The sequence below is a fragment of the Thermobispora bispora DSM 43833 genome (genome assembly GCF_000092645.1).
Classification (GTDB): Bacteria; Actinomycetota; Actinomycetes; order Streptosporangiales; family Streptosporangiaceae; genus Thermobispora; species Thermobispora bispora.
On sequence record NC_014165.1, the window covers coordinates 771,154 to 792,656 of the forward strand.

Below are 21,503 nucleotides of genomic sequence, written 5' to 3' on the forward strand. Positions count from 1 at the left end.
GGCGGCACGCCCTGACCAGGGAGTTCGCGCGCGAGCCGGTGCTCACCCGCCGTCCGCGTGCCACAGGTGCACGGCGGCGTACGCCCGCCACGGCCGCCAGCGCTCGACCTCGGCGGGCGGAATGCCGAGCCGGCGCATGGCCCGCACCAGGCCCAGGTCGCCCTCCGGCCAGGCGTCGGGGTCGCGGATCGCGCGCAGGGCGATGTAGCTCGCGGTCCACGGGCCGATGCCGGGGATCTCCCGGAGCAGCGCCACGGTCTCCGCCGGGTCCTGGGCGCCGTCGAGGTCGATCCGCCCGCTCGCCACGGCCTCGGCGAGCGCGGTGAGGGTGGCGATCCGGCGGGTGGTGAGCCCCAGCCCGGTCAGGTCGGCCCCGGCCAGCCGGTCGGCGGCCGGGAAGAGCAGGGCGCACTCCGGCGGCTCGCCCCCCGGCGGGCCGCCCTCGGGCGGGTCCTCCACCGGCGGGCCGGCTCCGTCCGGCGGCGGTGCCACACCGTCCGGCCCGGCGGCCCGCCCAGCCCCGAGCGGCCGATCCGGTGATCGATCGGGCGGCTGATCCGCCGGGGCCGCCGGTGACCCGGCCCGGGCGGCGATCCGGCCGAGGATCGTCCGGGCCGCGGCGACCGAGATCTGCTGGCCGACCACGGCGCGCACCGCGAGCTCGAACCCGTCGAAGGCGCCGGGCACCCGCAGCCCCGGCCGCCGCGCCACCAGCGGCGCGAGGCCGGTCGAGCCGAGCACGGCGGCGATGGCGTCGGGATCGGCGTCGAGGTCGAACAGCCGCCGGCACCGGGACACGATCTTGGCGAGCCGCCGGATGTCCGCGGTGCGCACGGTGAGCCGCAGGTGGTCCTCGGCCGGGGTGATCGTGAGCGATCCGCCGGGGATGGCCCGGGTGTAGCGCGGCGCGTCGGCCTCCCCGCGCCGGGGCCCGGCACCGTCGCCGGCCGGCCGGGTGACGTGCTCCACGCCCGGGATCGCGCGGGCGGCGAGGAAGCGCAGCAGCGCCCCGGCGTCGTAGGGCCGGCGGTAGCCGAGCCGCAAGGTGAGCGCGGCGGGACCGCCCGCCGGTCCCGGTTCGGCCGGCCGCCCCGCCGGGCGGGCCGACCGGCGCAGCTCCCCGGGGGTGAGGCCGTACGACTCTTTGATCACCGCGTTGAACTGGCGGACGCTGCCGAACCCCGCGGCGAAGGCGACGTCGGTGACGGGCAGGGCGGTCTCGGTGAGCAGCCGCTTCGCGAGCAGGAGCCGTCTCGTCCGGGCCACGGCGAGGGGACCGACGCCGAGCTCGGCGGTGAACAGCCGGTGCAGGTGCCGTTCGCTCACGTGCAGCCGGTGGGCGAGCCCGGCGACGCCGAGCTCGTCGGCGACCCCCTCGTCGATCAGCCGGAGCGCCCGCCCCACCAGGTCGGAGCGGGTGTTCCATCCCGGGTCGCCCGGGCTGAGCTCCGGGCGGCAGCGGCGGCACGGCCGGAACCCGTCCGCCTCGGCCGCGGCGGCGTGCCGGTAGAAGCGCACGTTCTCGCGAGCCGGGGTGCGGGCGGGGCAGATCGGACGGCAGTAGATCCCGGTGGTGAGGACGGCCGTGACGAAGCGCCCGTCGAACCGCGGGTCGCGCGCGGACACCGCCGCGTAGCACGTGTCGAAGTCGAGCCGTCCCGTCACCACGGGTCCGACGTTATGCGCCGGGCGTGCGAACGCGCTCGCGGAAATCGGACCTCGCGGTCACTTGTTCGAGACGCCCACCCCGAGGTTGAACTCCCGGTAGACGCGGGCCCAGAAGCCGTCGCGCAGCCAGATGCGCGCCTCCGGGTAGGGCCGGAGCGAGTGGCCGAGCTCCTTCTCCGCCTCGATCAGCAGCTCGGTGTCGATCACCGGCGGGAGCATCGGCCCGGGCAGCAGGTCGCGGATGTTGTCCCGGCCCCGGGTGAGGATCCACTTCTGCGCGACGTGCTCGCCCACCTCCTCCACCTGGCTGCGCGCCGGGCCCAGCTTCGACGCCTTCGGCGCCGGCTTGGGGGCGCGGTTGGCGAACACCTGGGCGGGCGAGGGCACGGACGGCACCGGCGGCACACGGGTGAAGTACGGCCGGAGGAAGTCGGCGCTCAAGATCTCCACAGTGTCCGACTCCCACACCAGCCGCTCGGCCTGGTTGGTGCCGAAGGGCGGCTCGACACCCCAAAGATGGACGCGCACCCCGTACGCCTGAGCGGCCTCAACGGCGGGCACCATGTCCTCGTCACCGGCGATCAAGATGGTGTCACTCACCGCGTGGTGCCGCGCCAACGCCTCCAGGTCACTGCGGATCTGCGCGTCCACGCCCTTCTGCTGCCCACGCGCGTTCAGGTTGCCCAACCGGACCTTCACCCAGGGGAGCTGGGCGATCACCCGCTGATCGACGGTCGGCACCCGGTCCCGGGCGGCGTCGTACCAATAGACCCGCAACAGCTCACCGCCCGGAATGCGCTCGGCCGCGTGCTTCTGGAGCGACTTGATGAGCTCGTCGGCACGCACCCGGAACTCTTTGCGCTCCTTGGCCCCTAACAGCACCTCACCCGCGGCCGCGTACAGGTACCCAACATCGACCAGCAGTGCGAACTTGGAGGTGGGATGTGGATGATGGAAGTCCGGGATGGCCATGGTGTCCTCCAGGACTCGGCACTTGGCAAAGGCTGGCTATATTCCCCCACTTCCTAGATAGTCCCAACTCCCGGACGGGCTGACACCTTGATCTGACAATGTGACCGAAAGGTCTACACCAGCTCACCCCGGCCCGGGTCACCTCGGGCCGGGGAAGAAGGCGGTGCGCCATGTCACATGCCCGCGCAGCGGGCTGACACGCATCCGATATGCCGGATTTCTCCAGTTATCGACCTTCCGTACGGGCTGGGTAGCGGGCGCCGTGCGGGCCGCGATGGCGGCGACGAGCGCCGCCACCTCCTCGGGCGTCACGTTCCCCTTGACGATCTTCAGGTACGGCTCGGGCTCGCTCATAGCGGGATGTTCCCGTGCTTCTTCGGGGGCAGGCTCTTGCGCTTGTTCCTGAGCGCGCGCAGCGCGCGGATGATGTGCACCCGGGTGTGCGACGGGCGGATCACCGCGTCCACGTACCCGCGGTCGGCGGCGATGTAGGGGTTGGCGAACGTGTCCTCGTACTCGGTGATGAAGCGGGCGCGCGCCGCCTCGGGGTCCTCGGCCTGCGCCAGCTCGCGCCGGTAGAGGATGTTGACCGCGCCCTGGGCGCCCATCACCGCGATCTGGGCGGTGGGCCAGGCGAGGTTGATGTCCGCCCCCAGGTGCTTGGAGCCCATGACGTCGTAGGCCCCGCCGTACGCCTTCCGGGTGATGACCGTCACCAGCGGCACCGTCGCCTCGGCGTACGCGTAGAGGAGCTTGGCGCCCCGCCGGATGATGCCGTTCCACTCCTGGTCGGTGCCGGGGAGGAAGCCGGGCACGTCCACGAAGGTGAGGACCGGGATGTTGAAGGCATCGCAGGTCCGGACGAACCGGGCGGCCTTCTCCGACGCGGCGATGTCGAGCGTCCCGGCGAAGTGCATCGGCTGGTTCGCCACCACGCCGACCGAGTGTCCCTCGACCCGGCCGAACCCGATGATGATGTTCGGCGCGTAGCCCGCCTGGAGCTCGAGGAAGTCGCCGTCGTCGAGGACGTGCCGGATCACCGTGTGCATGTCGTACGGCTGGTTCGCCGAGTCCGGGATGAGCGTGTCCAGCTCCCGGTCGGCGTCGGTGATCTCGAGCGTGACCTCGGTGTCGTAGACCGGCGGGTCCTCCATGTTGTTGGACGGCAGGTAGGACAGGAGCGCCTTGGCGAACTCCAGGCAGTCCACCTCGTCGGCCGCCTCGTAGTGGGCCACCCCCGACTTGGTGCCGTGGGTGTGCGCGCCGCCCAGCTCCTCGAAGGTGACCTCCTCACCGGTGACCGCCTTGATCACGTCCGGCCCGGTGATGAACATGTGCGAGGTCTCCTGGACCATCAGGATGAAGTCGGTCAGGGCGGGGGAGTAGACCGCCCCGCCGGCGCACGGCCCCATGATCAGGGAGATCTGCGGGATCACGCCGGAGGCGTGGACGTTGCGCTTGAAGATCTCGGCGTAGAGCCCGAGGGCGACCACGCCCTCCTGGATCCGGGCGCCGCCCGAGTCGTTGATCCCGATGATCGGGCAGCCGGTCTTCAGCGCGTGGTCCATCACCTTGACGATCTTCTCGCCGAAGACCTCGCCGAGCGATCCGCCGAAGACCGTGAAGTCCTGCGCGAACACCGCGACGTGGCGGCCGTCGATCGTCCCGTACCCGGTCACCACGCCGTCGCCGTACGGCCGCTCGCGGTCGAGGCCGAAGCTGGTCGACCGGTGCCTGGCGAGCTCGTCGAACTCGACGAAGGACCCCTCATCGAGCAGGAGGGCGAGCCGCTCCCGGGCGGTCATCTTGCCCTTGGCGTGCTGCTTCTCCACCGCTCGCTGGGAGCCGGCGTGCAACGCCTCCTCAAGGCGGCGCTCAAGATCCTTGATCTTGCCGGCGGTCGTGTGGATGTCGATCTCCTGGGCGCGTTCGGCGCTCATCCGTCTCCCACCACTCCTCGCTCGCGGCCCGGCCCGCGCGTCCGCCGGGTTCGCTCCGCAATCACGACGGACAGGGTAACGAGCCGCCGATCGTCGATGGGGGCAGGGTGGCGCATCCGGTGTGCCGTCCTGCCCGGCCCGGCCGGGACGGCCGCCCGCGGGCACGGGCCCTCGCGGCGGCCGCGGTGACCGGTCGGCGTGCGGCCGGCCGGTGATTCGGCCATGAAACGCCGTGAAAGAACAGGGCCGGAACCCGCGGAAACCCGCGAAGGGTGAGCGAAAAGCACGTGGTGTGAAGTGTGGGCAAATGTCGTCCCGCGCAGAGGTCTGATCACCCGACGAAATTGGCTAGCCTCAACGGCATGGCCGCCATTGCCCACACCGCTGCGAACGGTGCTCCCGAGCCAGGATCCGAAGGCGTATCCGAGCGGCTCGACGCCGTCGCCGAAATGCCCGACGAACTCCGCGCCGACGTCCGCCTGCTCGGTGAGCTGCTCGGCCAGGTGATCGCCGAACAGGGTGGGCCGGATCTGCTCGCCGACGTGGAACGGCTGCGCAAGGCGGTGATCGCCGCCAAGCGCGGGGAGACCACCGCCGATGAGATCGCCGCCATGGTGGCGGAGTGGCCGATCGACCGCGCGGTGCAGATCGCCCGGGCCTTCACCTGCTACTTCCACCTGGTCAACCTCGCCGAGGAGCACCACCGCATCCGCAGCCTGCGGCAGCGGGACCAGGGCGGAGTTCCGCTCCGCGAGTCGATCGCCGAGGCCGTGGAGCGGCTGCGGGACGACGAGCGGCTCGGCGACCTGATCGAAAACCTGGAGTTCCACCCGGTGCTCACCGCGCACCCCACCGAGGCGCGGCGCCGGGCGATCGTCACCGCGATCCAGCGGATCAGCGCCCAGCTCGGCGTGTACCGCACGGCCGCCGGCGCGAGCGAGCGCGAGGAGGCGAAGCGGCGGCTGATCGAGGAGATCGACATCCTCTGGCGGACCGCCCAGCTCAGGCCCACCAAGCTCGACCCGCTCGACGAGGTGCGCACCGCGATGGCGGTGTTCGACGAGACCCTCTTCCGGGTCGTGCCCAAGATCTACCGGACCCTCGACGCCGCGCTCGCCCCCGGCACCGGCACCAGGGAGCCGCGGGCGAGGGCGTTCATCCGCTTCGGGAGCTGGATCGGCGGCGACCGGGACGGCAACCCCTACGTCACCGCGCGGGTGACCCGGGAGGCCATCCAGATCCAGGCCGAGCACGTGCTCATCGCGCTGGAGAACGCCACCTCCCGGATCGGGCGCGCGCTCACCGTCGCCAACCTGTTCACCCCGCCGTCCGCCGAGCTCAGCGCGGCGATCGCCCAGGCGGAGGGCGACCACCCGGACCTGATGAGCGAGCTGGCCAAGCGCTCGCCCCGGGAGCCGCACCGGCAGTGGCTGCTCTTCGTGGCGGCGCGGATCGCGGCCACCCGCCGCCGCGACCTGGACCTCGCCTACCGCTCCCCGGACGAGCTCCTCGCCGACCTGCGGCTCGTGCAGCGCTCGCTCCGCGACGCGGGAGCCGTACGGCAGGCCTACGGCGAGCTGCAGCACCTGATCTGGCAGGTGGAGACGTTCGGGTTCCACCTCGCCGAGCTGGAGATCCGCCAGCACTCCGAGGTGCACGCGGTCGCGCTCAAGGAGATCGCCTCGGGCAGCCTCTCGGAGCGCACCGAGGAGGTCCTCGCCACGTTCCGGACCATCGCCTGGATCCAGGAGCGGTTCGGGGTGGCGGCCTGCTCCCGGTACATCGTCTCCTTCACCCGGTCGGCCGCGGACATCGCCGCCGTGTACGAGCTCGCCCGGCACGCCCTCGGCGACCGGGCGCCGGTGCTCGACGTGGTGCCGCTCTTCGAGTCGGGCGACGACCTGGAGCACGCTCCCGAGGTCCTCGACGGCATGCTCCGGCTCGAGCCGGTGCGCGAGCGCCTCGCGGCGAACGGGCGCCGCCTGGAGGTCATGCTCGGCTACTCCGACTCGGCCAAGGAGATCGGCCCGGCGGCCGCCACGCTCCGGCTGTACGACGCGCAGGCCGCGCTGGCCGAGTGGGCCAGGGCGAACGACATCCGGCTCACCCTGTTCCACGGCCGCGGCGGCGCCCTGGGGCGGGGCGGCGGACCGGCGAACCGCGCGGTGCTCGCCCAGGCGCCCGGCTCGGTCGCGGGCCGGTTCAAGGTGACCGAGCAGGGCGAGGTCATCTTCGCCCGGTACGGCCACGCGGAGATCGCCCGCCGGCACATCGAGCAGGTCACCAACGCCGTGCTGCTCGCCTCCACCCCGGCCGTGGAGTCGAAGGCGGCCGAGGCGGCGGCACGGTTCCGCGAGCTCGCCGAGCTGGTGGCCGCCGCGTCCGAGCGCGCCTACCGGGCGCTGGTCGAGGCGCCGGGGTTCCCGGAGTGGTTCGCCCTGGTGAGCCCGCTCGAGGAGATCGGCCGGCTGCGGATCGGGTCCCGGCCGCCCCGGCGCGGCCTGGGCGCGCCGCGCTCGCTCGACGACCTGCGGGCCATCCCGTGGGTCTTCGCCTGGGCGCAGACCCGGGTCAACCTCCCCGGCTGGTACGGCCTGGGCAGCGGGCTCGCCGCGGCCGAGGCCAGCCGCGGCATGGACGAGCTCCGCGCGGCGTACCGGGAGTGGCCGCTGTTCGCCTCGATGATGGACAACGCGGAGATGTCGCTCGCCAAGACCGACCGGGCCATCGCGGCCCGGTACCTCGCGCTCGGCGGCCGGGAGGACTTCGCCGAGCAGGTCCTCGGCGAGTACGACCTCACCCGGAGGCTGGTGCTCGAGGTGACCGGCCACCGCCGGCTGCTGGAGAACCGGCGCGTGCTCTCCCGGGCGGTGCAGCTCCGCAACCCCTACGTGGACGCGCTGAGCCACCTGCAGCTCCGCGCCCTCGCGGCGCTTCGGGCGGGCGGCCTGTCCGAGACGGAGCGCGAGCGCCTGTCCACCCTGCTGCTGCTCAGCGTGAACGGCGTGGCGGCCGGCCTGCAGAACACCGGCTGACGCCGGTGCGCCCGGGCCGGCCGGACGGCCCGGGCCCGCCGACGGCCGCGCCGGCGGGGCCGTACCGCAGGGCGGCCGCGTCCGGCAGGCCGGCGGGCCCCCGCGGATACGCTGAAGAGGTGACGGAATCCCCCTACACCGATCTCGACCGCCCGCCGCTGTCCGCGGCCGCGCTCCAGCGGGCCCTGGTGCGCCCGGGATCCCTGTGGTCGTCCGTCACCGTGGTCGCGCGGACCGGGTCGACCAACGCCGACCTGGCCGAGGCGGCCCGGCAGGGCGCCGCCGAGGGCACGGTGCTGGTCGCGGAGGTGCAGTCGGCCGGGCGCGGCAGGCTCGGCCGCACCTGGACCGCGCCGCCGCGGGCGGGGCTCACGTTCTCCGTCCTGCTCCGGCCCACCGTGCGCCCCGCGCGCCAGGGGTGGCTGATGCTGCTCGCCGGGCTGGCGGCCGCCTCGGCGATACGGCGGATCGCGCAGGTCGACGTCCGGCTCAAGTGGCCCAACGACCTGCTCGTCGGCGAGCGCAAGCTCGGGGGCGTCCTCGCCGAGCGGGTGGACGGGGCGGTCGTCGTCGGGATCGGGATCAACGTCACCCTCCGGCCCGACGAGCTTCCCGTGGAGCAGGCCACGTCCCTCGCGATCGAGAAGGCGGCCTGCACCGACCGGGACCCGCTGCTGCGGGCGATCCTCCGGGAGCTCGAGTCGCACTACCGGGACTGGACCGAGGCCGACGGGGACGCGGAGGCCAGCGGGCTGCGCTCCGCGTACCTCGCCTCCTCGGCCACGGTGGGGCGCGAGGTCCGGGTCGAGCTGCCCGGCGGGTACGCGCTCACCGGGCAGGCCACCGGCATCGACCAGGACGGCCACCTGCTCGTGCGGGCGGAGGGCCGGCTGCACACGCTGAGCGCCGGCGACGTGGTCCACCTGCGCCCGCGCTGACGCGCCGTGCGGAATCCGCCGGCATCGGCGGGCTGCGGACCGGCTGGGAACGTGTCACGATTTGCCACATGGGCCTCCCGGAGCACTACCTCACCGAGGGCGAGCGGATCGTCTTGTCCTTCCACCCGCACTGGAAGCGGCTCGTGCTGCCCACGCTGGCGTTCATCGCCGTGACCGGGGCGGCCGCCGTCGCGATCTACGCGATCCCGGGTGAGTACGAGTTCGCGAAGTACGCCCGCATCGCGGTGGCCGTGGTGGCCTTCGTGGCGCTCATGCTGTGGTCGGTGATCCCCTTCCTGCGGTGGAAGACGACCACCTACACGCTGACCACGCACCGGTTCGCGATCAGCACGGGGATCCTGAACCGGTCGGAGGACGACATCCCGCTCACCAAGGTCAACAGCGTGAGCTCGGACCAGCGGTTCATCGAGCGCCTGCTCGGTTGCGGCACACTCCGAGTGGAGTCGGCCTCGGAGAAGGGTGAGATCGACTACCGGGACATTCCCAAGATCCAGCTCGTCCGGCTGGAGCTGTTCCGGCTGGTGGAGGACGCGGGCCGGGACGACGGCTGAGCCGCCGTACGCGCGCCCGTCAGGGAGGAGACGTGGATACCGGGGGGAAGCCCAGCGCCGATGACGTGCGATGGCTGGTCGCCGGATCGCAGCCGGTCTATACCCGCCGTCAGGTGATCGAGGCGGCCGGGGTGCGGCCGGACTTCGCATCCCGGATCTGGCGGGCGCTCGGCTTCCCGGCCCCGGCCGACGACGCGGTGGCGTTCTCCGAGGCCGACGTGGCGGCGCTGCGGCGGGTGCGCGCGCACCTCGAGGCGGGCCTGCTCGACGAGCAGACCACGATCCGCATGGCGCGGGCGCTGGGCCGTACCACGGCGCGGCTCGCCCAGTGGCAGGCGGAGATCATGACGAGCTCCTTGCTCGAGCAGCCCGGCAGGCCCGGCGAGGCCGACCTGGAGCGGGTCATGGAGACGACCCGCCGGTTGCTGCCCGACTTCGAGCAGATGCTCGTCCACGTGTGGCGGTCGCAGCTCAGCGTGGCGACGAGCCGGCTGCTCTCGCTCGCCGAGGGGGAGGAGGCCCAGCCCGGCCGCCCGTGCCTGGCGGTGGGCTTCGCCGACCTCGTGGCCTTCACCAAGGTGTCCCGGGAGCTGGACGAGCCGGCCCTCGCCGAGCTGGTCGAGCGGTTCGAGAGCCGGGCATCCGACGTGATCGCGGCCCACGGAGGTCGGCTGGTCAAGACCCTGGGGGACGAGGTGCTGTTCACCAGCGACGAGCCGTCCGGGGTCGCCTCCATCGCGCTCGACCTGGTGAGCGAGTTGAAACGTGACAAGAGCGGCCCGGACGTCCGGATCGGGCTCGCGTACGGGCCGGTGGTGCCGCTCATGGGGGACGTCTTCGGCGCCACGGTCAACCTCGCCGCCCGGCTCACCTCGATCGCGCGGCCGGGGACGATCATCGCCGACGCCGAGCTGGCCGGCGCGCTCAACGGGGTCGCGGGCTTCCACCTGGTCAGGCTGCGCGCCCGGCCGGTCCGCGGTGTCGGGACCATCCGCCCGTACGTGCTGCGGCGGGCCCGCCCTGACCGTCCCGAGGGCGAAAAGTGACCCAGCACACGTAGGCAAGGTAAGCCTTACCTGGCTATAGTTAGGTTTGCCTAACCTACTGAGAAGGGTCTCCCTGCAGCATGTACGCCTGTATCTGCCGTGCGGTGACGGAGAGCGAGGTCCTCGAGGCCATCGCCGCTGGTGCCAAGAGCGCGCGCCAGATCAGGGACGCCACCGGGGCGGGCAGTGACTGCGCTATCTGCGTCCGCCGGCTCTGTGCGATCCTGAAACGGACGGAATTGGTCACCAGCGCATAACGGGGGCATTCATGCGGGGGGACCCAGAGGTCATCACGCTGCTCAATGAGCAGCTCACCGCCGAACTGACCGCGATCAACCAGTTCTTCCTCCACTCCAAGCTGCAGGAGAACTGGGGGTACCGCAAGCTCGCGGAGCAGACCCGGGACGAGTCGTTCGGCGAGATGCGCCACGCCGAGTGGCTCACCGACCGGATCATCTTCCTGGAAGGCCTGCCGAACTACCAGCGGCTCGGCACCCTGCACATCGGGCAGACGGTCAAGGAGCAGCTCGAGGCCGACCTCGCGCTCGAGCAGGGCGTCGTCGATCGGCTGCGCACCGGCATCGTCACGATGCGGGAGCGCGGCGACATCACCTCGGCGCGGATCTTCGAGAAGATCCTCGAGGACGAGGAAGAGCATATCGACTACCTGGAGACCGAGCTCGGCCTGATCGAGGCCCTCGGCGAGCAGCTCTACCTGCAGCACTACATCGGCGACGCCGAATCGGACTGATCCGGGCGATCACGCCGCTCCGGACGATCACGTGCTTCCCGGCTCCGGCCGGGCCCGCGTCAGGTGCGGGCCGGTGGAGCCCGGCCCGGCACTGCGCGCCAGGCACTGCCGTCGCGCAAGTGACCCCTGGGGGCGTCGCCGGGCGTCGGATCATCGTCTCTCCCGTTCGCCGGCGTGCGCGGGGAGCCGCCCGCCGGCCGGTCCGGGGTGGCGGGGAGCCGCCCGCCGGCCGGTCCGGCGTGCCCGCGCGCGGTGCCCTGTGCGGTTCGCGGCCGGCATGGCGCCCCGTGATCGGCACTGCCGTGCTGTACGGCGCCGCGCTGCGGCTCGCGATGAGAGCCCACCCGGAGGTGGCGGCGCCGCGCATGCGCACCCCTCCGCGGCCGGTGGGCGGTATGACCGGCGTGCCGTACGGCGCCGCGCCGGGCGCCCGTGATAGAAGCGCATGCATCAGGTGGACCAGGCGCGCCCCGCGACGCCTCTCCCCGGGCCGCAGGGGACCCGTGGAGCCCGGGGATCCGCACCCGCCGGCACCCGGGTGCGCTTCGCATCGCCCTCCCGTGCCATCCGGCCGGCGCGAAACCGGACGCGGTTCGCCCGATCCTGCGCATATTTCCGGGCAAAAGATTCGTTATTTCAGATAGTTCTACGGTTAGGTCTTAACTAAACGGAATAAATGTCACTTGCTTTCTGGTGCTTGTGCGGTGGCTATCCTGTATTTGACAGCGTTTGCCCAGGTCAAGATGTGGGTCAACGTAAAGTCAAACTGCACGCTGTAGCCGGGAAACGATCGCTTAAGGTCCTACGATCTCTAACATGACCTGCGTACTTCTCGCCGAGGATGACACCTCGATTTCCGAGCCGCTCGCGCGCGCACTGCGCCGGGAGGGCTACCAGGTCGAGGTGAGCCCTGATGGCCCGCAGGCCCTCGAGAGGGCGCTGTCGGGGGGCATCGATTTGATCGTGCTGGATCTCGGCCTGCCCGAGATGGACGGGCTCGAGGTCGCCCGCCGTATCCGGGCGGAGGGACACGGCACTCCGGTCCTGATCCTCACCGCCCGCGTCGACGAGGTCGACACCGTGGTCGGGCTCGACGCCGGTGCCGACGACTATGTGACCAAGCCGTTCCGCCTCGCCGAGCTGCTCGCTCGGGTACGGGCGCTGCTACGGCGCGGCCAGTCCGAGACACCGGTGGTGCAAGGTGTGCGGATCGACGCCGATTCGCGCCGGGCCTGGCTCGGGGACAAGGAGCTGCACCTCACCACCAAGGAGTTCGACCTGCTCCGCGTGCTCGTGCGGGACGCCGGCAAGGTCGTCACCCGCGAGCAGATCATGCGCGAGGTGTGGGACACCAACTGGTGGGGGTCGACCAAGACGCTGGACATGCACATCTCGTGGCTGCGCCGCAAGCTGGGCGATGACGCGTCCAAGCCGCGGTACATCACCACGGTCCGGGGAGTCGGCTTCCGCTTCGAGCGCGATTAGGCGGGCTCCATGGGATGGCCGCTGGGGAGGAGCTAGCGGTGCGAAGGCGTCTGCTCTCCTCCATGCTGCTCGTGGCGGTCATCGCCGTGCTGCTCTTAGGCGTGCCCCTCAGCGTTCTCGTCGCGCGCATGACCAACGACGAGGCCGCTGAGGAGCTCCGGGCCGAGGCGACTCGGCTCCTGGTGGGGGTGGAGTATGCCCTCAGCCGGCAGCAGGCGATCGGCGCCGACCATCTCGCGAAGAACTACCCGGACAGGTACATCCAGGTGTTCTTCCGCGGGCACCCGCCTGTCGTCGTGGGCACACCGCCGCCGGAGGGGCGCGAGCTCGTCGAAGAGGCGCGGTCGGAGAACGGCTACATCCGGATCAGCCGGGACTCCGCCCAGGTGGAGCGGGAGGTCCAGACCCGGCTGGTGCTGATCATCGCACTGGCCGTGGTCGCGCTCGGGGTCGCCGTGTGGCTGGCGACCGTGACGTCGCGTCGCCTGAGCCTGCCACTCCAAGAGCTCACGAAGATCGCGGAGCGGTTGGGCTCCGGCGACGCGAGACCGAGCCGGCACCGCAGCGGGATCCCCGAGGTGGATCTCGTCGCCGAGGTGCTGGACCGGAGCGCCCTGCGGATCTCCGACCTGCTCGCCCGGGAGCGGGAGTTCGCCACGGACGCGTCCCACCAGCTCCGGACACCGCTCACCGGCCTCACCATGCGGCTGGAGGAGATCGTGGCCTCCGCCGACCGGCCGGAGGTGGTCCGCGAGGAGGGTGAGGCCGCGATCGTGCAGGTGGAGCGGCTCACCGCGGTCATCGACGAACTGCTCGCCGCCGCCCGGCGGCAGCGCCACGCCCAGGCGGAGCCAATCGAGATCGACGAGATCGTCCAGCAGCAGATCATCGAGTGGGAGCCGACCTTCCGCCGGGCGCAGCGCTCGCTCGTGCTGACCGGCGATCGCGGTCTGCGGGCGCTCGGCACGCCCGGCGGGCTGAGCCAGGTCTTGGCGACCCTGCTGGAGAACTCGCTGAAGCACGGTGCCGGGACCCTGAGGATCCACACCATGAGCAACGAGCGGTCCGTTGTGATCGAGGTGTCGGACGAGGGCCCCGGTATCCCGGACAACCTCGGCCAGAAGATCTTCGAACGCAATGTCAGCGGGGCCGGCGGCACCGGGCTGGGGCTCACCCTCGCCCGGGCGCTGGTCGCGGCGGATGGGGGAAGGCTGGAGCTCGTCCGGCGGCGCCCGGCGACCTTCGCGGTCTTCCTCCGGCACGTCCACGACCTCGAGAAGGAACGCCACCGCGTGGTCAGCGGACCCGCCTGAGCCCGCACCGGGCCGGCCGTACCGCGGTCGGACCGGCCCGCCCCGCCACCGGCGGCCGGCATGCCCGGCCGCCGATTCTTCGCCGTGCGGCGCCTCGCCGCGGACCGCTCACCAGGCCGGCGTTCCGCTGCTCGCCCGCGCCGGCCGTGGCTTCGCCGGCCCGCCCGGTCACCTGACCTGCCGTTCACCCGTGGTGCCCGGGGCACGTGGCCATGCGGTCGTCGCCGCGGATCCGGGCGCTCGGTCTCGCCCGCTCAGCGCACCGCGCTCGCCTGCTCGACCCGCTTCTCCAGCGGCAGGTCGGCGAGGAAGACCCACTTTCGGTAGGACCAGAAGCGGAACATCGTGCCGAGCACCAGGCCGATCCCCTGGGCGATGTTGTAGCTCACCGCGTCGTGCAGGCCGAGCACGTAGGTGACGAACCAGATCACGATCAGCGGCGGCAGCAGCCCGATGCCGTTGAGCAGGAAGAACAGCGCGTACTCGCGGCCGAAGCCGGTCTGCTTGCGGTGCCGGAACGTCCAGTACCTGTTGCCGAAGTACGCGAACGTCGTCGCGGCCACGGTGGCGAGCACCTTGGAGGTGAGCGGCCCGAGGCCCACGCCGAAGCGCAGCAGGTTGGCGCCACCGAAGTCGATCACGAAGGCGAACGCGCCCACTGTGCCGAACTTCAGCAACTCATGGACGAGCGAGGCGAACCTCGCGTATGCGCGTCGAAGAAACTGCACGGCCCGCAGGTCCTTCCCGGTCATCGGCGAGTGGCTCCAGGCTACCGGCCTGGAGGGCCGAAGCACGGTGAGGTGCCGCCGTCCCGTCCGTCTTCCCAGCTCAATCACGAACGTTTCATGAAATATGCAGCCATACGCGGGAAAATCCTGAGACCGTGGTTACGCTTCCGTAGGATCACTTCGTCGTGCGGAACCACGAGGTGCTCCTACGGTGCTGCGCAGAATCACCGCCCTGGGCCTGGGGCTCGCCCTGCTGACCGCCTGCGGCGGCGAAACGCAGGCGTCGGGCCGCCAGACGACCGCCACGCCATCCAGCATTCCCAGCACGGTCACCCTCGACGACGCCGAGGCCGCCTTCGAAATCGTCCGGGATCTCGCGGACGCGTGGCGGGAACGCGACTGCGCGAAGATCAAGCACCTCACCGCGGAAGTGGAGCGCGCGGTCGGGGAGCGGGTCTGCGCGGCGGTGCGGAACGGCCTGCCCGCGCCGAAGTTCACCAACTACCGCGACCCGGAGTTCTTCCTGCCCGCCGGCGGCGATGACGACGAGGACCCGTGGTTCGCCGCGCTCGCCACGACCCCCTCGCCGGCCTACTTCGTCTTCGTCCGGTCGGGAGGCCGGTGGCGGCTCGCCCTGGGCCCCATCCCGGTCGCGGGCGACGAGCGGCGGCCGGCGAAGGACCGCGCCGCCCTCGCCCGCAAGGCCGCGGTCCGGGCGCGGCTCGTGCCGCCCCGGCACGTGACCTACCTCACCGACCCGGCCGGCCTCGGCGGCGTGCGGTTCCGCTCCGGTGATCCCATGCGGGACCTGCTGAAGGAGCTGGTGCGGACCACGGAGAGCGGCGGCCGGCTCACCGCCGACGTCGGCATCGAGGGCACCGCGCGCACGCTCCCCCTGCCTAAGGACGGCGCCCTGGTGTTCCACACCATCCGGATCGACTACGAGCAGCGCCCGGGCGGCGGCCGTCCCCGGTACCGTCCCGCGGAGGTGCGCGCGTTCACCGGAGAGGCGGCGAAGGGGACCGTGCGGGGCACCGAGATGATCGCCCTCGCCACCGCGGTCGACGCGAACGACGAGATGGCCACGGTGGGGATGCGGCGGGTGCTCTCCGGCATCACCGCCGACTGACGCCCGGCCGTACCCGGCGGGGCGACGCCCCGTCTTGCTCCGCGGCGAACCGCGCTCGGCCGCCCGCTCGCCGTCCCGCTCACCCGGCCGCCCGAGGGCACGGCCGGGCCGGCGCATGGCCGGGCGGCGCCCCGCTGCGCGGTCCGGGACGGCCCGATCGGTACCCAAGCCCCGTGGCCGGTGGGCGCCGCGGGCGCACGCGGGATCACGCCACCGGTGCGGGCGTCGCGGAGTGCGGTGGGGCGCCGCGGGCGCGGGGATCACCGGGCGGCCGTCCGTGCACCCCACGGTAGGCTGACCTGTCGTGAACAGCCCTGATGTTCCCCTCTCCCGTCCGGTATCACCGCCGGTGGTGGGCATCGTCGGCGCGGGCCAGCTCGCCCGGATGACCCAGCAGGCCGCCATCGCGCTCGGCGTCGAGCTGCGGGTGCTCGCCAACGACCGCCGCGAGAGCGCGGCCCGGGTGATCCCCGACGCGCACATCGGCGACCATCGCGACCTCGCCGATCTGCGAGAGTTCGCCAAGGGCTGTGACGTGATCACCTTCGATCACGAGCACGTGCCGAACGAGCACATCCGGGCCCTGATCGCCGAGGGCCACCGGGTCCACCCCGGTGCGAGCGCGCTGATCCACGCCCAGGACAAGGCGGTCATGCGCGAGCGGCTCACCGCGATCGGGGCGCCCTGCCCCGGCTGGGCCAGGGTCGCCTCCCTCGCCGACGTGGAGGCGTTCGCCGAGCGGTACGGCTGGCCGGTGGTGCTGAAGGCGGTGCGCGGCGGGTACGACGGGCGCGGGGTCTGGGTGTGCGCCTCGGCCGAGGAGGCGCGCGGGCCGCTCAGCGGCGGGGCCGAGCTGATCGCCGAGGAGCACGTGCCGTTCGAGCGGGAGGTCGCGGTCCTGGTCGCCAGGTCCCCGCACGGCCAGGGGGTGAGCTACCCCGTGGTCGAGACCGTGCAGCAGAACGGCATCTGCGTCGAGGTCATCGCCCCGGCGCCGGGGCTCGACGAGGGCAGGGCGGCGGACGCCCAGCACATCGCGCTCACCATCGCGCGGGAGCTCGGCGTCACCGGGCTGCTCGCCGTCGAGATGTTCGACACCGGGACCGGGTTCGTGGTGAACGAGCTCGCCATGCGCCCGCACAACAGCGGCCACTGGACGATCGAGGGCGCGCGCACCTCACAGTTCGAGCAGCACCTGCGGGCCATCCTCGACCTGCCGCTCGGCTCGCCGGCGCCCACCGCGCCGGTGGTGGTCATGGCGAACCTGCTCGGCGGCGACGACCCCGACGTCTTCTCCCGTTACGAGCACGTGCTCGCGCACGACCCGGAAATCAAGATCCATTTCTACGGCAAAGAGGTGCGGCCCGGCCGCAAGATCGGGCACGTGACCGCGCTCGGCACCGACGTGGACGAGGTGCGGGAGCGCGCCCGGCACGCCGCACGCTGCTTGAGAGGACCGGTACATGCCTGACGTCGGGATCGTCATGGGCAGCGACTCGGACTGGCCGGTGATGCGGGCGGCGGCCGAGGCGCTGTCCGCGTTCGGGGTGTCCTTCGAGGCCGATGTGGTGTCGGCGCACCGCATGCCCACCGAGATGATCGAGTACGGCAGGCGCGCCGCGGAACGCGGGCTCAAGGTGATCATCGCCGGGGCCGGGGGAGCGGCCCACCTGCCGGGCATGCTGGCGTCGGTCACCCCGCTGCCGGTGATCGGCGTCCCGGTGCCGCTCAAGCACCTCGACGGCCTCGACTCGCTGCTGTCGATCGTGCAGATGCCCGCGGGCGTGCCCGTGGCGACCGTGGCGATCGGCGGGGCGAAGAACGCCGGGCTGCTCGCCGTGCGGATCCTCGCCGCGACCGATGAGCGGCTGCGGCGGCGCATGGAGGAGTTCCAGGCGGGCCTGCGGGACCAGGCGTACGCCAAGGGCGAGCGGCTGCGGGCCGAGGTCGCGGCCATGCCCGGGGCGGTGACCCCGGAGCCGCCCGCGCGGTCCTGAGCGCGGCCCGGCGACGCTGAGGGCGGCCCGGCGGTCCGGAGCCCGGCCGGGCATGTGAGCGCGCCGGGCGGCATGAGCGCGGCCGGGCGTGTGAGCGCGGCGCGCCCGTCCGGGCGCGCCGGCGGGCTCAGGGCCGGCCGAGCGCCCGGTAGGTCCAGCCGGCCGAACGCCAGGCCTCCGCGTCGAGCACGAGGCGGCCGTCGACGATGTTGCGCTCGCGCACCACGGTGCTCAGCTCGTCCGGGTCGAGGGCGGCGAACTCCGGCCACTCGGTGAGGAGCAGCACCACGTCCGCCCCGCGGGCCGCCTCCAGGGCGCTCTCCGCGTACTCCAGGTCCGGGTAGGCGGCGCGGGCGTTGTCCAGGGCCACCGGGTCGTAGACGGTGACCGTGCCGCCCAGCCGCGCGATCCGCACGGCCACGTCGAGCGCGGGGGAGTCCCGGATGTCGTCGGAGTGCGGCTTGAACGCCGCGCCGAGCACGGCCGCCCGGCGGCCCTCGAACGTGCCGCCGGCGAGCTCCCGGGCGAGCTCGACCACCCGGGTCCGGCGGCGCTGGTTGATCGCGTCCACCTCCTGGAGGAAGGCGACCGCCCGGTCGGCGCCCAGCTCGGTGGCGCGGGCCATGAACGCCCGGATGTCCTTGGGCAGGCAGCCGCCGCCGAAGCCGACCCCGGGGTTGAGGTACCGCCCGCCGATCCGCTCGTCGTAGGAGAGCGCGCGGGCGAGCTGCGTGACGTCGGCGCCGGCCGCCTCGCACACCTCGGCCATCGCGTTGATGAACGAGATCTTGGTGGCGAGGAACGCGTTCGCCGCCGACTTGACCAGCTCGGCGGTGGCGTAGTCGGTCACCACGATCGGCACGTCGCCGAGCGGCGCGTACACCTCGCGGAGGATCTTCTCGGCCCGCTCGGAGGCGACGCCGAGCACGATCCGGTCCGGGCGCAGGGTGTCCTGCACCGCGTGGCCCTCGCGCAGGAACTCCGGGTTCCAGGCCAGCTCGACCTGCACGCCCGCCGGGGCGAGCCGTACCAGCTTCTCGGCGATCCGCTCGGCGGTGCCGACGGGGACGGTGGACTTGCCCACGACCAGGCACTCGCGATCGAGGAGGGGAGCGAGGGAGTCGACCACGGCGTCGAGGTACGAGGTGTCGGCCGCGTAGCCGTCGCTGCGCTGCGGCGTGCCCACGCAGATGAAGTGCACGTCGCCGAAGCGCGCCACCTCCTCGTAGGAGGTGGTGAACCGGAGCCGGCCGGCGGCCAGGTTGCGCTTGAGCAGCTCCTCTAGCCCGGGCTCGTGGATGGGCAGATCGCCGCGCCGCAGCCGCTCGATCTTGCGTTCGTCGACGTCCAGCGCGAGGACGTCGAACCCTAACTCGGCCATGCACGCCGCGTGCGTCGCACCCAGGTACCCGGTACCCAGCACGGTGAGGCGGTATGGCACGGCTGCTGCTCCCCTCTTGCCGATCGTTTGGTGAGGCATGCTACTGGCCGAGTGTTGTGCCCAGGACGGCCGCCCAGGAAAACCCGTTCTTGGTCGTTCTTGACCAAGGTAGGGCCAATTGTGTGCCGTGTGAATCGCGTGTGACGTACCGCATGGTAACCATCTGCTTGGACGTCCTAATATCGCGCTATGACCAGCTTCCCTCTCTACGCGCCCTCTGAAGAGCACCAGCTGCTTCGGGAGACCGTCCGGTCCCTCGCCGAAGAGAAGATCGCCCCGCGGGCCGCGGAGATCGACGAGACCGAGGAGTTCCCGTGGGACGTCTACAAGGACCTCGTCGCGGCCGAGCTCCACGCCGTGCACATCCCCGAGGCGTACGGCGGGGCGGGGGCGGACGCCCTCGCGACCGTGATCGTGATCGAGGAGATCGCCCGGGCCTGCGCCTCGACCTCGCTGATCCCCGCCGTCAACAAGCTGGGAACGGTCCCGCTGCTGCTCGCGGGCTCCGAGGAGCTCAAGCAGCGCTACCTGCCGCCGGTGGCGCGCGGTGAGGCGATGTTCTCCTACGCGCTCTCCGAGCCGGAGGCCGGCTCGGACGCCGCCTCGATGAAGACCCGGGCCGTCCGCGACGGGGACCACTACGTGCTCAACGGCACCAAGATGTGGATCACCAACGCGGGGGTCTCGCAGTTCTACACGGTCATGGCGGTCACCGACCCGTCGGCCGGCGCGCGGGGGATCTCGGCGTTCGTGGTCGAGAAGGACGACCCCGGAGTGAGCTTCGGGCCGAAGGAGAAGAAGCTGGGCATCAAGGGCTCGCCCACCCGCCAGGTCATCCTGGAGAACGTCCGCATCCCCGCCTGGCGGATGATCGGTGAGCCCGGGACCGGGTTCAAGACCGCGCTCGCCACACTCGACCACACCCGGATCACGATCGCGGCCCAGGCGATCGGCATCGCCCAGGGCGCGTTGGACTACGCGATCGGTTACGTCAAGGAGCGCCGCCAGTTCGGGAAGCGGATCGCCGACTTCCAGGGTGTGCAGTTCATGCTCGCCGACATGGCCATGAAGCTCGAGGCGGCGCGGCAGCTCACCTACGCGGCCGCGGCCAAGTCCGAGCTCGTCATGAACGGCACGCCCGTGGACGACCTCACCTTCTTCTCCAGCGCGGCCAAGTGCGCGGCCTCGGACGCGGCCATGGAGATCACCACCGACGCGGTGCAGCTGCTCGGCGGGTACGGCTACACGCGGGACTACCCGGTCGAGCGGATGATGCGGGACGCCAAGATCACCCAGATCTACGAGGGGACCAACCAGATCCAGCGCATGGTCATGGCGCGCCACCTGCTGAAGTAGGCCGCCTGAAGCAGGCCGTGACGAAGCAGGCGGTCAGAAGCAGCCGTCTGCGGCGGGCCGCGGCGATCCTCACGCAGGGGCGCAGCGGCCGCCGGCCGGGAGCACCCGGTCCGGGGCGGACCCGCCGGACCGGGCTTCCCGCGTGGCCGCCCCGTCAGGTCCGCCCGGCCGCCGATCCGGCCGCGGCCGCACCGGTGGGGAGCACCGGCGGCCGGCCGCGCCGGGACCGCGGCCGTACCGGAGGGTGGGCGGGTCGCCGATCGCGCCCCCGCGCGGCCGGGCCGATCAGCAGAGCTTGTAGTCCGCCTTGCTGGAGTTGTACGAGCAGGAGTGGACGAGCCGTCCCGCCTTGTCGCGCAGGTAGGCGGTGTCCTTGTCGTTGTTCCACACGTACCAGCCGCGCCCCCAGTACACGGTGGTGGCGGTGTCCTTGCCCTTACCGGTGCGCAAGGTCACGGTCTTGCCGCGCTTGAGGGTGAAGGCCTTGAAGGTGTAGCGGAAGCCGTTCTTGTCGCGGATGGTCCAGCCCTTCAGGGAGACCGCGGCCGTGCCGAAGTTCTTCAGCACGACGTACTCGCCGTTGAGGCTCGCGTTGCCGCCGCGATCGGGGCCCGGCGAGTCGTAGTAGATCTTGACGATCCGCACCTTCGGCGCGGCGGCCTGCGCGGGCGCGGTGGTGAACGGGATCGCCAGCGCGGCGGCGGCCAGCACGGCGGAGATGGCGACGGTGCGCACGGAACCTTCCTGATCGGTGAGATCCTCGCGCGCAGATGACGCCTCGGCTGCCTCGTTGGTTGTCCGGAGACCCGGAACGCCCTCGGATCTATGCCGTAACGAAATCTTCTTCGGCCCCTCGCGCCTCAGCCTCCGCAGTACGATTCCGGCCACGGCGGTCCCCGGCCCGCGCGTCTCATGAATCGAACCCGGCGCCGGTTCGGGGAGACCACCCGGGCGGGTATGTGCGACACATGATCCCGTGATCGGTGGACCCGTACGGCACCGCGGACCGGGGCGGCGCGGATGGTCACCGCGGACCGGGGCGGCGCGGATGGTCACCGCGGCCCGGAGCGGGGAGCGGGCCCGACCCGTGACGGCATCGCGCCCATCCCGTTCGGGATCAGCGGCCCACGGC

The 21,503-nt window shown here is 72.1% G+C and carries 19 protein-coding genes; 12 read left to right on the forward strand and 7 right to left on the reverse strand.

Features of this window, described 5'->3' with window-relative positions; translation table 11 throughout:
* Positions 1-42: 42 nt before the first annotated feature.
* From TBIS_RS03490 to TBIS_RS03505, 4 genes are all read right to left on the reverse strand, one after another.
* Complete coding sequence (locus TBIS_RS03490; RefSeq protein ID WP_013130955.1) at positions 43-1,665, reverse strand: AlkA N-terminal domain-containing protein; 1,623 nt, start codon at positions 1,663-1,665, stop codon at positions 43-45.
* Positions 1,666-1,725: 60 nt separating this feature from the next.
* Positions 1,726-2,640 carry an NYN domain-containing protein gene (locus tag TBIS_RS03495; RefSeq protein ID WP_013130956.1) on the reverse strand — a complete coding sequence of 305 codons (915 nt, stop codon included), beginning with the start codon at positions 2,638-2,640 and terminating at the stop codon, positions 1,726-1,728.
* Positions 2,641-2,778: 138 nt separating this feature from the next.
* On the reverse strand, positions 2,779-2,994 hold the full coding sequence (locus TBIS_RS18035; protein ID WP_013130957.1) for an acyl-CoA carboxylase epsilon subunit: 216 nt from the start codon (positions 2,992-2,994) through the stop codon (positions 2,779-2,781).
* Complete coding sequence (locus TBIS_RS03505; protein WP_013130958.1) at positions 2,991-4,580, reverse strand: acyl-CoA carboxylase subunit beta; 1,590 nt, start codon at positions 4,578-4,580, stop codon at positions 2,991-2,993. Before TBIS_RS03505 ends, TBIS_RS18035 begins: the two co-directional genes overlap by 4 nt.
* 362 nt (positions 4,581-4,942) lie before the next feature.
* On the opposite strand from TBIS_RS03505, the gene TBIS_RS03510 reads away from it, so the two are divergent.
* The 8 genes from TBIS_RS03510 to TBIS_RS03545 all read left to right on the forward strand — a co-directional run bounded on the left by TBIS_RS03510 (position 4,943) and on the right by TBIS_RS03545 (position 13,720).
* Positions 4,943-7,615, forward strand: a complete 2,673-nt coding sequence (locus tag TBIS_RS03510) for a phosphoenolpyruvate carboxylase (RefSeq protein WP_013130959.1) — start codon at positions 4,943-4,945, stop codon at positions 7,613-7,615.
* Positions 7,616-7,734: 119 nt separating this feature from the next.
* A complete protein-coding gene (locus tag TBIS_RS03515) occupies positions 7,735-8,553 on the forward strand; it encodes a biotin--[acetyl-CoA-carboxylase] ligase (RefSeq protein ID WP_013130960.1) in 819 nt (272 codons plus the stop codon).
* A gap of 68 nt (positions 8,554-8,621) precedes the next feature.
* Positions 8,622-9,125: a PH domain-containing protein gene (locus tag TBIS_RS03520; RefSeq protein ID WP_013130961.1), complete on the forward strand. Its 504-nt coding sequence runs from the start codon at positions 8,622-8,624 to the stop codon at positions 9,123-9,125.
* A gap of 32 nt (positions 9,126-9,157) precedes the next feature.
* Entirely contained in the window at positions 9,158-10,171 is a 1,014-nt protein-coding gene (locus tag TBIS_RS03525) for an adenylate/guanylate cyclase domain-containing protein (protein WP_013130962.1), read from the forward strand.
* Between the two features lie 80 nt (positions 10,172-10,251).
* Positions 10,252-10,428, forward strand: coding sequence for a (2Fe-2S)-binding protein (locus tag TBIS_RS20200; protein WP_013130963.1), 177 nt, complete (start codon positions 10,252-10,254; stop codon positions 10,426-10,428).
* Between the two features lie 11 nt (positions 10,429-10,439).
* Positions 10,440-10,922, forward strand: a complete 483-nt coding sequence (bfr, locus tag TBIS_RS03535; RefSeq protein ID WP_013130964.1) for a bacterioferritin — start codon at positions 10,440-10,442, stop codon at positions 10,920-10,922.
* A gap of 816 nt (positions 10,923-11,738) precedes the next feature.
* Positions 11,739-12,407 (forward strand): response regulator transcription factor, encoded by a 669-nt coding sequence (locus TBIS_RS03540; protein WP_013130965.1) that lies wholly within the window; start codon positions 11,739-11,741, stop codon positions 12,405-12,407.
* Positions 12,408-12,445: 38 nt separating this feature from the next.
* Positions 12,446-13,720 carry a sensor histidine kinase gene (locus tag TBIS_RS03545; protein ID WP_041431152.1) on the forward strand — a complete coding sequence of 425 codons (1,275 nt, stop codon included), beginning with the start codon at positions 12,446-12,448 and terminating at the stop codon, positions 13,718-13,720.
* 254 nt (positions 13,721-13,974) lie between these two features.
* Here TBIS_RS03545 and TBIS_RS03550 read toward each other — a convergent pair whose 3' ends face one another.
* Positions 13,975-14,472: a GtrA family protein gene (locus TBIS_RS03550; protein WP_013130967.1), complete on the reverse strand. Its 498-nt coding sequence runs from the start codon at positions 14,470-14,472 to the stop codon at positions 13,975-13,977.
* 187 nt (positions 14,473-14,659) lie between these two features.
* Here TBIS_RS03550 and TBIS_RS03555 point away from each other — a divergent pair, with 187 nt between their 5' ends.
* The 3 genes from TBIS_RS03555 to purE all read left to right on the forward strand — a co-directional run bounded on the left by TBIS_RS03555 (position 14,660) and on the right by purE (position 17,574).
* Positions 14,660-15,577 (forward strand): hypothetical protein, encoded by a 918-nt coding sequence (locus TBIS_RS03555; RefSeq protein WP_013130968.1) that lies wholly within the window; start codon positions 14,660-14,662, stop codon positions 15,575-15,577.
* 304 nt (positions 15,578-15,881) lie between these two features.
* Positions 15,882-17,048: a 5-(carboxyamino)imidazole ribonucleotide synthase gene (locus TBIS_RS03560; RefSeq protein ID WP_013130969.1), complete on the forward strand. Its 1,167-nt coding sequence runs from the start codon at positions 15,882-15,884 to the stop codon at positions 17,046-17,048.
* A complete protein-coding gene (gene purE / locus TBIS_RS03565) occupies positions 17,041-17,574 on the forward strand; it encodes a 5-(carboxyamino)imidazole ribonucleotide mutase (RefSeq protein ID WP_013130970.1) in 534 nt (177 codons plus the stop codon). The genes TBIS_RS03560 and purE overlap by 8 nt, the downstream gene beginning before the upstream one ends.
* A 127-nt stretch (positions 17,575-17,701) precedes the next feature.
* Here the strand turns inward: purE and TBIS_RS03570 are convergent, their stop codons facing one another.
* Complete coding sequence (locus tag TBIS_RS03570) at positions 17,702-19,054, reverse strand: UDP-glucose dehydrogenase family protein (RefSeq protein ID WP_050760424.1); 1,353 nt, start codon at positions 19,052-19,054, stop codon at positions 17,702-17,704.
* 150 nt (positions 19,055-19,204) lie between these two features.
* On the opposite strand from TBIS_RS03570, the gene TBIS_RS03575 reads away from it, so the two are divergent.
* Positions 19,205-20,371 (forward strand): acyl-CoA dehydrogenase, encoded by a 1,167-nt coding sequence (locus tag TBIS_RS03575; RefSeq protein ID WP_013130972.1) that lies wholly within the window; start codon positions 19,205-19,207, stop codon positions 20,369-20,371.
* A 285-nt stretch (positions 20,372-20,656) separates the two neighbouring features.
* Here the strand turns inward: TBIS_RS03575 and TBIS_RS19505 are convergent, their stop codons facing one another.
* Positions 20,657-21,106 (reverse strand): lamin tail domain-containing protein, encoded by a 450-nt coding sequence (locus TBIS_RS19505; RefSeq protein ID WP_013130973.1) that lies wholly within the window; start codon positions 21,104-21,106, stop codon positions 20,657-20,659.
* Between the last annotated feature and the right edge of the window lie 397 nt (positions 21,107-21,503).